The organism is Bacteroides sp. Ga6A2 (assembly GCF_000702225.1).
GTDB lineage: Bacteria > Bacteroidota > Bacteroidia > Bacteroidales > Bacteroidaceae > Ga6A1.
The window spans coordinates 17,950-32,855 of record NZ_JNKX01000030.1 but is presented as its reverse complement, the minus strand read 5'-3'; the positions used below and the strand labels follow the sequence as shown (position 1 = coordinate 32,855).

Genomic DNA, 14,906 nt, shown 5'->3' with positions numbered 1-14,906 from the left:
CTTTTTATAATGGCGTGGTCTTTATCTTAAAAAATATCAATCTAAACGGATTTTGTAGGTCTTTTGTCCAATCTTTACGATTGTAACAGTTTATAGTTGCTTTGTCGTTTTATGTGGCAAATTAGAGCTAATTTGCTATCTCAATAATAAACATAAAGTTAAATAAGCGTAAAATCGTATATTGATTACCATATTCAGTAATAATAATACATAGAATGTGATATATTATTCGTATTTTTGTAGCAAAATTACGATAATAGTCTAAATATTGCAGTATGATACGAGATTTTTGGGTGAAGAACTATCTTTCCATTCGCGACAAGCAGGAATTAAGCTTCGTGGCAAAAGGACCATCTTCGGAACTTGTTACCGAAGTTGCTGACGGTGTGTTCCTATACAAATTAGGCATTCTATATGGTTCAAACGCTTCGGGCAAGTCGAATATGCTGATAGCCATGAACGAGGTGTTTCGTCTGTTGATTATGCCAAAATCGGATGCGACAGTCGAAATTGGCGGTTGCATTCCATTTGTGCTTACCAAAGATGAGCCAACGGAAATGCACGTGTCGTTCTATGCCGATGGTATCCGATATGATTACGATGTCAAGTTTAACGGCAAGCACATCTTGAGTGAATCCTTGTACTATTACCCAAACAAATCTAAATCTTTGTTTTATGAGCGTAGTTTTGTAGGCGAGAATGTGCAGGCTGACATCAAGTTTGGTGCGAGTCTCAAACTGCAAGTCAAGACACAGGAGAGCATACGCGAAAACACTTTGAACAATCATAGTGTTCTGTCGGTATGTAGAAAAGCTGCCTTGAAAGAGGACATTGCACCATTCAATGAACTTCATAGCTGGATTATGTCCAACTACCATGACGTGGATGGCAATGTAGAAAAAGGTCTTGTTGAAATCATGAAGGATGCATACAGCAACCCGAAGAAACGCAAGTTCTACAACACCATGCTGCAAAAGGCAGACTTGAACATTATGGAGTACAGACCGATTGTAGAAGACCGCTTTGTGCCTGTGGAATTCCGTGAGCGTATTCAAAAGGAAAACATCCCTGAAGAGATGAAAGACGTTCTGCTGAAGCCAACGACAGATTCCATCACGTTCTTGAATCATTCGGACAATGGCGACTTTGACATTCCACTTAAATGGCAGTCAAAGGGAACTCAGAAGTACATCCGCATTCTTGATGCGTTGTATGATTTGATAACAAATCCTCATGTATTCTTCCTTGACGAACTTGGCGAGGACTTGCATAACGACCTGTTGTACTACTACCTCAATGTCTTTATCTTCAATTCAGACAAGTCACAGTTGGTTATAACGAGTCAGGAGACAACGCTTCTCTCTCAGGACTTGATTAACGAGAACCGAGGCGTGGTGTGGTTTGTAGAGAAAAACAAGGAAACAGCTTCATCTGAGTATGCTCGTGGTGATTCATTCGGCTTGCACAAGAACCTTTCGCTATACAATTCTTATCGTATCGGTCGATTGGGAGCCAAGCCGGAACTGGGTAGTATCTTTATAAATCTGGAGGACTGACGATGGGAAAGCTACGACAGACAGCACTCATATTGGGAGAAGGACCAACCGAGTTCTTCTATTTCAAGTCTTTGTGCGACGTGTTCAAACGTCTGACCATCAAGCCTGATTATCCGAAGCATACGAGTATCAAGGAACTTGAACTCAAAATAGAAGATGGTATATCTATGGGCTACAACCATATCTTCTGTGTCATCGATATGGATACGAAGGACGAAGAACCTGAGCGTTCCCAATACCAGAAGCTAAAGGCAAAGTATGCCAAGCCAATCAATAAGCCGAAGAAAGGCATATATTGCGAGGTCGAGTTCTTCGAGACACACCGCTGTACAGAACTTTTCTTCCTCTATTATTTCAGATATACTTCACGACCATACGATGAGCAAGAGCCATTGCTCAAAGACCTCAACCAATGTGTCGAGTATCGGAAAACGATAGAGTTCTTCATCAAGACCAAAGGCCTGCACAACTACTTTGAACGTAATGGAGGTAGCCTCGAAAAAGCTATTGCCAATGCCAATCGTTCAATGGATGAGAAACTCTCTTATAGAAGGAATTATACCTTCTCAGAACTCGGAAGACTGATGGAAAAGCTGAAGGGGCTGGAATAGTGTAGACTATGGCAACAACGAATGAAAAAACAGTATGATTTAAGGTGTTATAAAGATGAATTTGTAAAAGCCTCAGTCTAACGAGAGGAGCAAGATTTTTCGTGGGGATATTCGGTGGTTTTTTGGCCGCTTAAAATAATTACTCCATGTCAATTTGTGAGATTGTGTTTCATATTTTGAGCAACGGAGATTTTGAAGAATAGATAAGACCACGCTTTTTGTAATGGCGTGGTCTTATCTTAAAAAAATCAATCTAAACGGATTTTGTAGGTCTTTTGTCCAATCTTTACGATTGCAACAGAACCCGGTTTTAAGTTTGTGTTTATTACGGCTGAACCGTTTCTTATAGCAGTTGCGCCAATCAATTGTCCGCTAATGGTATATATGCTTACCTTTTCGCCATCAGCATCGCTTTTTACGATGATATTGTTTCCGTTGGCTACTATGTTATAATCGTTTGTTGATGCTGCATCTATTTGTGTTGTTGCATCCTCTATTGGCAGAATTGTGCCAAACCAACTCCATGGAGCAGTTGCTTTGTATTCGTTAATAGCAGAGGCAGGAACATAGAGAGTTGCGTAATTTATGTAGAAATGTTGGTTATCGTCATAATTACCGAATGTGTTTTCGCTTGTTTCTGGTAATTTCGTTGCGTAACAGTAAACAGATTTTAAGTTCTTGCAGTCATAGAAAGCCTTGTCTCCGATGCTAGTCACGCTGTTCGGGATAGTAACGGATGTAAGTCCCGAGCAGCTAGCAAAAGCGTAGTCTCCGATTCTAGTCACGCTGTTTGGGATAGTAATGGATGTAAGTCCACGGCACCCATAGAAAGCCCAGTCTCCGATGGTAGTCACGCTGTTTGGGATAGTAATGGATGTAAGTCCACGACACCCATAGAAAGCACAGTCTCCGATGGTAGTCACGCTGTTTGGAATAGTAATGGATGTAAGTCCTGAACAGCAATAGAAAGTGTATTTTCCAATGTTAGTCACGCTGTTAGGGATAGTAATGGATGTAAGTCCAGAACAACCAAAGAAAGCGCCGTTTCCAATGCTAGTCACGCTATTCGGTATAGTAATGGATGTAAGTCCTGTGCAATCACGGAAAGCGTTGTCTTCAATGGTAGTCACGCTATTCGGTATAGTAATGGATGTAAGTCCAGAGCATCCCAAGAAAGCTTCGAATACGATGCTAGTCACGCTGTTTGGAATAGTAATGGATGTAAGTCCTGAGCATCCCCAGAAAGTGTATTTTCCAATGTTAGTCACGCTGTTCGGTATAGTAATGGATGTAAGTCCTGAACAGTGATAGAAAGCCAAGTCTCCGATGGTAGTCACGCTGTTTGGAATAGTAATGGATGTGAGTTCAGAGCATCTATAGAAAGCTCGGTTTCCAATGCTAGTCACGCTGTTTGGAATAGAATAAGTTGTCTCTTTTCCCAGATACCTTACAAGAGCATTGCCTTTTATACAAATGCCTGATTCTGTTCTTACATCACAAACAGTTAATCCTGAAGGGGTGATATTGCTTTGATTGTGAAAGTTTTCTTTTGTTACATAGCAGTCATAGAAAGCGTCTTCTCCAATGTTAGTCACGCTGTTCGGTATAGTAATGGATGTAAGTCCCGTGCATCTAGAGAAAGCGTATTGTCCAATGCTAGTCACGCTGTTTGGAATAGTAATGGATGTGAGTCCATAACAGTAATTGAAAGCGTATTGTCCAATGCTAGTCACGCTATTCGGTATAGTGATGGATGTAAGTCCCGTGCAACCATCGAAAGCGTATTGTCCAATGCTAGTCACGCTGTTCGGTATAGTGATGGATGTAAGTCCTGAACAGCAATAGAAAGCCAAGTCTCCGATGGTAGTCACGCCGTTAGGTATTGTAATGGATGTAAGTCCTGAGCATCCATCGAAAGCAGCAGATTCTATGCTAGTCACGCTGTTAGGTATTGTAATGGATGTAAGTCCTGAGCATCCATCGAAAGCTTTGCTTCCGATGCTAGTCACGCTGTTAGGTATTGTAACGGATGTAAGTCCCGAGCAATAATAGAAAGCTTTTTCTCCAATGCTAGTTACGCTATATTGGTTATCATTGTAAGTGACGGTTGCAGGAATTATAACATAACCAGAGTATTGTGCAGAGAATTGTGGATTAGATGAAGTAACTTCTGCTGTTTTGTCCTTAGCAAACAAATTGTAATATATGCCGTTAATATTGACACCATAAGAATCTACATTTGCCACCATTGGCAAAAACAATAAGGTGAAAAGGAAAAGTAATAATTTCTTCATAATCATTATTGTTAACATTCTACAAATGCACAAAAGTACAAATTTGCCGATAATACGCAAAATTTACAAGCTGTTTTTGTCGAAATTTCTTATAAACAAAAAAAGAGGACTAAAGATAGCCCTCTTTTACCGTTGCTGAAAACGGATTTTATAGCGTGTGTTTTATAGAGTTACACCATTCTTGAAAATTGCAATCTCGCGGTATCCGTTCTTCTCGTTGTTTACGAGTTCCTCGCCGCTTGCAACCTTTATGATATAGTCTATGAACTTCTCCGACAGGTTCTCCATTGTCTCGCCCTGAACAAGCACGCCTGCGTTGAAGTCGATCCATTTAGGCTTGTTGTTGTATAGGTTAGAGTTTGTAGAAATCTTCATTGTTGGAACGTAAGTGCCGAATGGCGTTCCGCGACCGGTTGTAAACAGAACCATGTGGCATCCGCATGATGCGAGGGCTGTTGCTGCAACAAGGTCGTTGCCCGGAGCAGACAGAAGGTTCAAGCCCTTGACCTCAAGACGCTCGCCGTAGGCCATAACGCCGCTGACAGGACCTTTACCGCACTTCTGTGTGCAGCCGAGAGCCTTGTCCTCGAGTGTAGAGATACCGCCCGCCTTGTTGCCCGGAGAAGGGTTCTCGCCAACAGGCTCGCCGTGTGAAAGGAAGTAGCTCTTGAAGTCGTTAATCAGCTTAACAGTCTGGTCGAACAGCTCTGGAGTCTTGCAACGGTTCATCAAGATAGTCTCTGCGCCGAACATCTCAGGCACTTCGGTAAGAACGGTTGTTCCGCCCTGAGCCACAAGGAAGTCGGAGAATACACCAAGAAGAGGGTTGGCTGTGATGCCCGAGAAACCGTCAGATCCGCCGCACTTCAAGCCAACGCGCAGTTCGTGCAGAGGCACGTCGACGCGCTTGTCCTGCTTTGCCTTCTCGTAGAGGCCTCTCAGAATCTTCATGCCTTCCTCAACCTCGTCGCCCTCGACCTTCTGCGTTGTCATAAACTTAACGCGCTCCTCGTCGAACTCGCCGATGAACTCCTTGAACACGTCAGGCTGGTTATTCTCGCAGCCAAGGCTCACAACGAATACCGCTCCTGCGTTAGGGTGCTTAACCATGTCGCGCAGAATCTTCTTTGTGTTCTCGTGGTCGTCGCCAAGCTGAGAGCATCCGTAGTTGTGAGGGAATGCAACGATGGCATCTACGCCCTCGCCCTTAGTCTCTTCCTGCAACTGCTTTGCAAGTTTGTCTACTATACCGTTGACACATCCTACGGTTGGAATAATCCATACCTCGTTGCGGATACCAACGTCGCCGTTCTTTCTGCGATAGCCCTTGAAGGTGAGGTTGCGGTTGGCAATGTCGAGGTCGCACTTGACAGGGTTGTAGGTATAGTCGAGCAATCCTGCAAGATTAGTCTTCAGGTTGTTCTCGTTTACCCAGTCGCCTTGCTTAAGGTTCTGTTTTGCATGGCCGATAGGGTAGCCGTACTTTATAACGTCTACGCCCTCGTTGATATCCTCGAGAAGGATTTTATGACCGGCAGGTGTATCCTGATTCACCTTTATCTCTTTGCCATCAATAGCTATAGTCTCGCCAGCGCTTATTGGCTGAATGGCAACCACCACGTTGTCGGCAGGGTTGATTTTTAGAAACTTATTCTCCATAAGATGTGTAATTGTATGTTTATTTTATTTATTCAAAGACGTGTAGTAGTCGATGTTTTCGGCGCACAGCAAGTCAATAGGCATGTAATTAATCTGCTCCACCTCCTTATGGAAAATAAGATGGTCGCAGAGGCTTGTTACGGCTCTGTATCCCTGCTGGTGAGGTTGCTGCGCGATGAGGAACTGGATGTTGTTTCCGTTTTTCAGGAATTCGACGTTCTGTTCCAGAAGGTCGTATCCGATGAGGCGGAAATCGTTCTTGTCCAGTTCCTGCAGGTATTCGCTGATAAGATATGCTTTAGAGTTGAAAGTAAGGCCTATGGTGACATTTTCGTGACGTTCGAAGTACTTTCGCATCACTTCCATGTCGTGCTCCTTGTTGTTCATGGCCAGGTCTATAGTTGAAAGTTCACAGTCTGGATGGTTCTTGCGCATGTATTCCTCGAATCCCAGTTCTCTGTTGTTCTGCTGGTTTGTTCCGATGCGCCCGATGTATATTTGTCTGAATATGACCACTTCCTTGATGCCGGGCTCAATCATGAGCAGCATCTTGGCTGCAAGTGCTCCGCTTCGGCTTGAGTTCTGTCCGAAGAAGGCGATAGGCTCGAGGTTGTCGATGTTAGAGTCTATGAACACGTACGGGATTTCCTTTTCCTGAAGCATGTCGGTGAGTTTCTTAGTGTTGTCCTCCTCGACAGGCGATAGGATTACGCCGTCGGGTTCTTTGTCCATAACGAGTTTTATCGACTTTACGAAAGAGTCTATGTCGTACTGGTCGTAATATACCATGCTAAGTGTTATGTGAAAATCGTGCATCTCGTTCATGCATTGCAGCGCTCCAGCCTCTACGTCAGACCAGTATTCGCCTTCGTTGTGCTTTGGCAGCAGGCAAACGAAGTGGTATTTCTTGTTGCTTGCCAATGCACTTGCATACATGTTTGGCTGATAATTCATTTCTTTCAGAATTTTGCGCACTTTCTCTGCACTCGCCAGAGACACGCCCGGACGGTTGTGCAGGACACGGTCGACTGTGCCGACAGATACGCCTGCCATGATCGCGATATCCTTGATTCTAATTCTATCAGGAATCTGTTGCTCCATAGGTAATTGGTATTAAAAAAATATATAAATAAGGTGTGAAAATATCTTGTTTGTTGTTATCGCCCACGAATATACATATATTAATTTATTTGATGCAATTTTTTAGGCAAAAAATGTGGCTGAATGTAATTTTTTTTCGAAAAACTTTTGCGTTACCGAAAAAAGCCGTATATTTGTGCTCGTACACACTAAGGCGTTACATTATTTAAAATAGGATTTTTGAATTAACATTTTTAAAACATATTTTTTAACACACTTATGGGTAAAGTAGTTACATTAGGTGAGATCATGCTTAGATTGTCACCAGAGGCCAACAGACGTTTTGTTCAGGCTGAGAAGTTCGAGGTTATTTATGGTGGCGGCGAGGCTAACGTTGCAGTATCATGCGCAAACTACGGTCACGACGCTTATTTTGTATCAAAGCTTCCAAAGCACGAGATTGGTCAGAGCGCTGTAAACGCATTGCGTAAGTTTGGCGTAAACACAGAGTTTATTGCTCGTGGCGGTAACCGTGTTGGTATCTACTATGCCGAGACTGGTGCTTCTATGCGTCCTTCAAAGGTTATTTACGACCGTGCAGGCTCTTCAATCGCTGAGGCTGATCCATCAGACTTCGATTTTGATGCTATCATGAAGGGTGCAGACTGGTTCCACTGGTCAGGTATCACTCCTGCTATTTCAGACAAGGCTGCAGAACTTACTAAACTTGCTTGCGAGGCTGCAAAGCGCAACGGCGTGACAGTTTCTGTTGACCTTAACTTCCGTAAGAAACTTTGGACTTCAGAGAAGGCTCAGAGCATCATGAAGCCTTTGATGCAGTATGTTGACGTTTGCATCGGTAACGAGGAGGATGCAGAGCTTTGCCTTGGCTTCAAGCCAGATGCTGACGTTGAGGGCGGTAACACAGACGCTAAGGGCTACGAAGGCATCTTCAAGGGCATGATGGAGACATTCGGCTTCAAGTATGTTGTTTCTACTCTCCGTGAGTCTCTTTCTGCTACACACAACGGCTGGAAGGCTATGATTTACAACGGCAAGGAGTTCTACGTTTCTAAGCGTTACGACATCATGCCTATCATCGACCGCGTAGGTGGCGGCGACTCTTTCTCAGGCGGTCTTATCCACGGCTTGCTTACTAAGGACAATCAGGGCGACGCTCTTGAGTTTGCTGTTGCTGCTTCTGCTTTGAAGCACACTATCAACGGCGACTTCAACATGGTTTCTGCTGAGGAGGTTGAGAACCTTGCAGGCGGTTCTGCTAACGGTCGTATCCAGAGATAATATAAGAATAAAATAGAGGAATTAAGAACTGGTTGGAAAACATCGGTTCTTAATTCTTTTGTATTGAATAATAAAAAACAAAAAGAATAAAATGGCAAAATTCGATAAGTTTGCAGTAATGGCAAAGATTGCCGCTGCTCCAATGGTTCCTGTTTTCTACAACAAGGATGTTGAGGTTTGTAAGAATGTGATTAAGGCTTGCTACGAGGGTGGCGTTCGCGCATTCGAGTTCACTAACCGTGGCGACTTTGCTCACGAGGTATTCGGCGAGCTTTCAAAGTGGGCTGCAAAGGAGTGCCCAGAGTTGGCTCTCGGTATCGGTTCTGTTGTTGATGCCCCTACAGCTGCTCTTTACCTTCAGTTGGGTGCTAACTTCGTTGTTGGCCCGTTGTTCAACCCAGACATCGCAGTTGTATGTAACCGCCGTTGCGTAACTTACTGTCCGGGCTGTCTTACTCCATCAGAGATTGGTAAGGCTCAGGAGGTTGGCTGCGACTTTACTAAGGTATTCCCTGGTGATGTTGTAGGTCCTAACTTGATTAAGGGTCTTATGGCTCCAATGCCATGGTCAAAGATTATGGTTACCGGTGGTGTTGCTCCAGAGAAGGAGAACCTTACAAACTGGTTCAAGGCAGGCGTATTCTGTGTAGGTATGGGTTCTAAGCTCTTCCCTAAGGACAAGGTTGCTGCCGGCGACTGGAAGTACATTACAGACAAGTGTAAGGAGGCTCTCGGCTACTGCGAGGAGGCTCGTGCAAGCAAGTAATTTATTTTTGCATCAGGATATTGAAACGCTGTGGTTCTCTTTCCACGGCGTTTTTTTTGTTTTTAGGATATTTTGGTGTATTTTTGTGCAATGTTGAAAAGAAATTCATATATCGTTATGCTGATGGTCGTGATGAGCGGCTTGCTGTCGTCGTGCCGTCAGAGCAAAGACGATGAGGCTCTTGCGCTCAACCTTAAGGCGCAGCAATGTTTCAGGAGAATGGATTTTGACAACGCGCGAGCCTTGCACGAGAAGGCTATGCGGATTACCGACAACGAACTTCTGCGCTTCGGGTGCGAGGTGGGACTGATGGCCGTTTACGAGCGCACGTCGCAGAACCGCGAGTTCTTTGATGCCCGAAACAAGGCAGAAAGCCACATACGCAGGATTGAAGAGGAGATGGACGGACTTACAGACGAGGAGAAACGCCGATTCTACATCTCGAAAGACATCTACCACTACGTTTCGAGCAACTATTTCCACAACCAGTATCAAGACACACTCTCGCAGAGAGAGGCGCGCCTGATTTCGCCAAACTTCAAGTTGGGCGATGTGGCTACGCACGATACGATATACTATCACGAGATTCTCGACAGACTGATAAACGCCCGTATTGCGTTCGAGCAGGAAGACTACACGCAATCAATAGCCCTTTGCGATAGCGCGCTTCAGGCCATAAACCGCCATCATCTGAAGTATTATCCGGCAGACTCGCAGCATCTTCTGCATCTGTATAGCGAGCAAGACTCCGTTTCTACCGAGAAGATATGGCTCGACAATCCCGATGTGCATACCGTTCCCGAGGTGCTGGCGCAGATTCGCGAGCAGGCAAGCATGAGTTATGCCGCCATGGGACTGACAAAGGAGAGTTACTACAACCGTAACGCCTATCTCGACATCCTTGACGTGATAAGGCAGGACAAGGAGTGGGAGAGCCGCTACGACGAACTGAACGAGGCAAACCAAAGGGTTACGATGATATTCATTTCGGCAATAGTATTGGTGGTCGTTATCGTGCTGATATGCCTTGTTGCCAACGAGAAATGGAAGAAGAGGAACGAACGAAGGGTTGAGAACCTACGCCTTACGCTCGAACTGTGCCACAAGATAGCCGTAAATGTATCGGACGATGTATCGTCGGGCAGGGAACTCCTCGATACTGTTACGGAAGCCGTTCAGAGTGATTTCCGCAAGATATTCGGCTTCGGATTCGTGCTCGATGTGCCGGGCATAGACGATGAGGACGACGACGCCATGCCAAGATGGAGCGAACTGAATATGCGACTCGTGGGCTCGGTACGCGTGAGTTCGGACAAGAAATCACTCCTGCGCGTGATAGAGAAGTACTTCAGATGGGTGCTGCAAAGCGGAGCCGACGTGCTTGCCATAAGCAACAACCAGCGCAAGACCGAGGCCGAGAAGTACATTCACGAGCAGCACATAGCCGCCAACAAGCGTCAGAATCTTGACAAGCGCGCGTGCATGAGCATGGTAAACGGCATAACGCCTTATCTTGACCGCGCAATAAACGAGGTGAACAAACTCCAGAGAAACGAGTCGGACGATGTAAAAAGAACTCGCTATCAGTATATTATAGAACTTATTGACAAGATAAACGAGTATAACGACATCATGGCTTCGTGGGTTCAGTTGCGTAAAGGCGAGGTGAGCCTTAATATCGACAGTTTCGCCCTTCAGCCGCTTTTCAGCATCCTGTCTAAGGCGCGGACAAACTACGCCCAGAAGGACATCACCCTTACGGTAAGCATGACTCCAGCCATAGTGAAGGCCGACAAGGCTCTCACGCTCTTCATGATAAACACTCTTGCCGAGAATGCCCGAAAGTACACTCCGGCAGGAGGCCACATAGAGGTCTATGCCGAGGAAGCCGACGACTACGTTGAGGTGTCGGTTAAGGATTCGGGCATAGGAATAAGCGAGGATGACTGCCGCAAGATTATCGAAGAGAAAGTATACGATTCGAGCACGATTGGAATACGCAAGGATGCCGACAATACCGAACTGAGCAAGAACAAAGGCCACGGCTTCGGCTTGATGAACTGTCGCGGAATTATAGAGAAGTACAAGAAGACAAACCCGTTGTTTGCCGTATGCCAGTTTGGTGTTGAGAGTACGCTCGGCAAGGGCAGCCGCTTCTTCTTCCGCCTGCCAAAGGGCGTGAAGAAAGCCCTTATGTTTGCTGTGGTGATGATATTGAGTGCGCCATCGTTTGCCAAGGTGAGCAACGACTCGGTTTGGAAGGCAAAGGACTCGCTTCTGCGCAAGGCTTCGGCATACGCCGATACGGTTTACTTCTGCAACGTGAAGGGACTTCATACCGATGCCATCTACTACTCGTCGCTTGCCATGCGCGAGCTGAACAAATACTACCGCAAGTACCACAAGAACTCAGCCGACACGATGAGCGTTGACGGTAATGCCGACAGAGCCGAGATTAAATGGTGGAACGAGGGATTCGATACCGACTATCACGTTATCCTCGACGTGCGGAACGAGACGGCAATCGCGGCTCTCGTTCTGAAGGAATGGAACTGCTACAACGCAAACAATCAGGCATATACGAAAATGTACAAGATGCTTGGACAAGATACCAATCTTGCCGAGTATTGCCGCAAGGCGCAGAACAAGAACACCAACACCACCATAGCCATGTGGCTTGTGTTCATAGCCGTTATGGTGGCCCTGTTCAGTTATTATCTGCTGTACTTCCGCCACAAGGTTATATACACGCTCAACCTGCGCCAACTTCTGAGCATCAACAACACGGTTATGAAGACGCTGGTGCAGCATGCCAACGTGCAGGATGCCGACTATGAGCAGGTTGCCAAGAACGTGGTAGACTCGATAACATACGAACTGAACGACCTTCTGCCAATACACGGCTTCGGACTTGCCATTGCCGACTCCGAGACCAACATGCTATACTATTCGATAACGCAAGAGGTGGTAGAGAGTGAGTTGATGAAGGAGTTGATGAGGCGTGCCTACGACACGCGCGAGGTGGTTGTGTCGCAAAGCGGATATCTGAGGTGCTTTCCGCTCTTCGTGCCGCAAGACAATACAAAGTGCGTGGGCATCTTCTCGATAATATACTCAACGAAGCATCCGGGCAAGGGCGACGAGTTCCTTGTGAGCCTGCTTGTAAACTTCATGTCAACTATTTTGGCGCAGTCGGTAATCCGTATAAGCCAGCGGTTCCGCGACCTTGAGATGCTCGAGGACGAGAAACGGCGTGCGCAGCACGAGGAGAACATGCTCCACATACAGAACATGGTTATGGACAACTGCCTTAGCGCTATAAAGCACGAGACGATGTACTATCCGAGCCGCATACGCATAATGGCTGAAAACGGAGCGGAAGCATCTGAAATAAAGGAGATAATACAATACTACAAAGAGGTGTTCGGCATATTGTGCCAATGTGCTTCGCGACAACTTGAGCAGGTACTCTTTAAGCGCACCACGGTAAGCGTTGCCGACGTGTTTGCGTCTGCCCGAAAGTCGTTTGCGCGTATGCAGAAGAAGGCCGAATGTAGTCTTACCCTAAGTATGGCAGAGCCTACGGATGCCTCGATAATTACCGACAAGCATCTGATAGCCTATCTTGTTGAGAACCTTCTGCAAGAAGCCTTCGCCTTTGGGCGCGACGGAGAGGTTGAACTAACGGCCCAGAAGACAGGAACGGGCTTTGTGCGCTTCGGCTTTACCGACAAGCGCCGCCGTTTTGACGAGAAATATCTTAACGAGATGTTTTATCCGTCGATGAATGGCGAGAAAATAAATTTAGAATATTTACTTTGCAAACAAATAATACGTGATCATGATGAGTACACGGGCATAAGAGGATGCCGTATCGATGCCGAGCCATGTGCCGGCGGTGGTTTTACGGTGTCGTTTGTGCTGCCCGAGGCTCGTTCTTAAAATTATATAGAGATATGGACAAATTCAAAGTTGTAATAGTTGAGGACGTAAAACTTGAGTTGAAGGGAACAGAAGAGATTTTCCGCAACGACATTCCCGAGGCGCAGGTGATGGGTGCCGCCATGACCGAGAAGGAGGTGTGGCCTCTGCTTCAGGAGCATAATCCCGACCTTCTGCTGCTCGATTTGGGCTTGGGAGGCTCAACAACCGTGGGCGTGGATATTTGTGCCAACGCGCGCGCCAAGTATCCGCTTATGCACATATTGATATTTACGGGCGAGGTGCTTAACGAGAAGTTGTGGGTTGACGTGCTTAACGCCGGTGCCGACGGCATAATTCTGAAGAGCGGCGAACTGCTTACGCGCGACGATGTGCAGAGCGTTATGGACGGCAAGAAGATGGTCTTTAACCAGCCTATCCTCGAGAAGATTGTGGCACGGTTCAAGCGTAGCGTTATAGCCGAGCAACGTAAGCAGGAGAGCGTGATAAACTACGACATAGACGAGTATGACGAGCGTTTTCTGCGCCATCTGGCTCTGGGCTACACAAAGGAGATGATAACTAATCTGAAGGGAATGCCGTTTGGCGTCAAGTCGCTCGAGAAGCGTCAGAACGACCTTGTTGCGCGCCTCTTCGGCCAGGGCGAGCGTACCGGTGTAAATGCCACCCGTCTGGTTGTTAAGGCGTTGGAACTCGGTATTTTGAACATAGACAATCTTGAGCCTGACGATGAGTGACAAGCGGTTGGCATACCAGCAATGGATTTCGGGCGAGCGCAGTTTCAAGAAATGGCTGCTCGTATACATAAGGCGGTACATCCTGCTGCTGCCTGTGGTGCTGCTTGTCCTTTTGGCATTGGTATATGTCTACTCGTGGTTCAGTAGTTTTTACGACCCCTCGGTTCGTAGTCTGCTGAGTGCCGAGGGCGTGAGGTGGAGTCTGCGCAACGGCGTTAGGAACTTTACCGATGCGCCTATGGCAAAGGTGCTGCTGCTGCTCATCAGTCTTGGACTGTTGTGGCGGTCGCGGCTTATTACTATGCTCTACCGTCTTTTTCATCGCAAGTCGGTAACGTTGAAGCAACGCCGCGCTTTGGGACTGGCTTTCTCGGTATTGGCTGTATATGTGGTATTTCTGCTTGTGAGTCTGGCTGTTCCGCACTCTATCATGCTGAGCGTCAGGGGAACGGTTGAGGGCAGTCCGTTTGTCGACGGATTGTTTATGTTCGTTATTCTTGGCATAGCGTTGCTGGGCACGACATACGGAATATCGTCGGGTGCATATCGCAATCATGTAGATTGGATTGAGGGCGCAGGAAGTCTGCTCTCGCGAACCGTCTCGTACTTTATTACGGCCTTCATCTTTTCAGAGTTGATAGCCTGTAGCCTATATACTCAATGTGAGTTGCTTATGCCTTTGTGCAACTTTTTAATGCGCTACGAAGACTGGGTTTATTATGCCATGCTTGTGCTGTTTGTGATTTGAAAGTTGAAAAAACTGAATTCATAATTCATAATTCATAATTGACAATGTTTTGAATTCAAAATTCATAATTCACAATTCATAATTGGCGGTTGGTTTTCATTATTCATAAACTACCCTTCGAAAAATAACTGTAACAACTGTAACTGTAACGCAATTCAATTCATAATTCATAATTCACAATTCATAATTGGCGGTTGGTTTTCATTATTCA

10 protein-coding genes are annotated in these 14,906 nt (G+C 46.0%); 7 read left to right on the top strand and 3 right to left on the bottom strand.

Going from position 1 to position 14,906, the window contains the following annotated elements; translation table 11 throughout:
* Nucleotides 1-275: 275 nt before the first annotated feature.
* Nucleotides 276-1,556 (top strand): AAA family ATPase, encoded by a 1,281-nt coding sequence (locus tag T538_RS0108750; protein ID WP_031536085.1) that lies wholly within the window; start codon nucleotides 276-278, stop codon nucleotides 1,554-1,556.
* Nucleotides 1,557-1,558: 2 nt separating this feature from the next.
* Nucleotides 1,559-2,167 (top strand): RloB family protein, encoded by a 609-nt coding sequence (locus T538_RS0108745; RefSeq protein WP_031536086.1) that lies wholly within the window; start codon nucleotides 1,559-1,561, stop codon nucleotides 2,165-2,167.
* 248 nt (nucleotides 2,168-2,415) lie between these two features.
* Here T538_RS0108745 and T538_RS18890 read toward each other — a convergent pair whose 3' ends face one another.
* From T538_RS18890 to T538_RS0108725, 3 genes are all read right to left on the bottom strand, one after another.
* A complete protein-coding gene (locus T538_RS18890; protein ID WP_081836767.1) occupies nucleotides 2,416-4,461 on the bottom strand; it encodes a leucine-rich repeat domain-containing protein in 2,046 nt (681 codons plus the stop codon).
* A gap of 162 nt (nucleotides 4,462-4,623) precedes the next feature.
* Nucleotides 4,624-6,120 (bottom strand): UxaA family hydrolase, encoded by a 1,497-nt coding sequence (locus T538_RS0108730; RefSeq protein ID WP_031536094.1) that lies wholly within the window; start codon nucleotides 6,118-6,120, stop codon nucleotides 4,624-4,626.
* Between the two features lie 24 nt (nucleotides 6,121-6,144).
* Nucleotides 6,145-7,221, bottom strand: a complete 1,077-nt coding sequence (locus T538_RS0108725) for a LacI family DNA-binding transcriptional regulator (RefSeq protein ID WP_031536096.1) — start codon at nucleotides 7,219-7,221, stop codon at nucleotides 6,145-6,147.
* A 258-nt stretch (nucleotides 7,222-7,479) separates the two neighbouring features.
* Here T538_RS0108725 and T538_RS0108720 point away from each other — a divergent pair, with 258 nt between their 5' ends.
* From T538_RS0108720 to T538_RS0108700, 5 genes are all read left to right on the top strand, one after another.
* Nucleotides 7,480-8,502: a sugar kinase gene (locus tag T538_RS0108720; RefSeq protein WP_031536098.1), complete on the top strand. Its 1,023-nt coding sequence runs from the start codon at nucleotides 7,480-7,482 to the stop codon at nucleotides 8,500-8,502.
* A gap of 91 nt (nucleotides 8,503-8,593) precedes the next feature.
* Nucleotides 8,594-9,268, top strand: coding sequence for a bifunctional 4-hydroxy-2-oxoglutarate aldolase/2-dehydro-3-deoxy-phosphogluconate aldolase (locus T538_RS0108715; protein WP_031536100.1), 675 nt, complete (start codon nucleotides 8,594-8,596; stop codon nucleotides 9,266-9,268).
* 90 nt (nucleotides 9,269-9,358) lie between these two features.
* Entirely contained in the window at nucleotides 9,359-13,210 is a 3,852-nt protein-coding gene (locus T538_RS0108710) for a DUF5113 domain-containing protein (RefSeq protein WP_051655983.1), read from the top strand.
* 14 nt (nucleotides 13,211-13,224) lie between these two features.
* Nucleotides 13,225-13,947, top strand: a complete 723-nt coding sequence (locus T538_RS0108705) for a DUF5932 domain-containing protein (RefSeq protein WP_031536104.1) — start codon at nucleotides 13,225-13,227, stop codon at nucleotides 13,945-13,947.
* The gene (locus T538_RS0108700; protein WP_031536105.1) at nucleotides 13,940-14,695 is read left to right on the top strand and encodes an AbgT family transporter; all 756 of its coding nucleotides are present in this window, start codon (nucleotides 13,940-13,942) and stop codon (nucleotides 14,693-14,695) included. The genes T538_RS0108705 and T538_RS0108700 overlap by 8 nt, the downstream gene beginning before the upstream one ends.
* The last annotated feature ends 211 nt before the right edge of the window (nucleotides 14,696-14,906 follow it).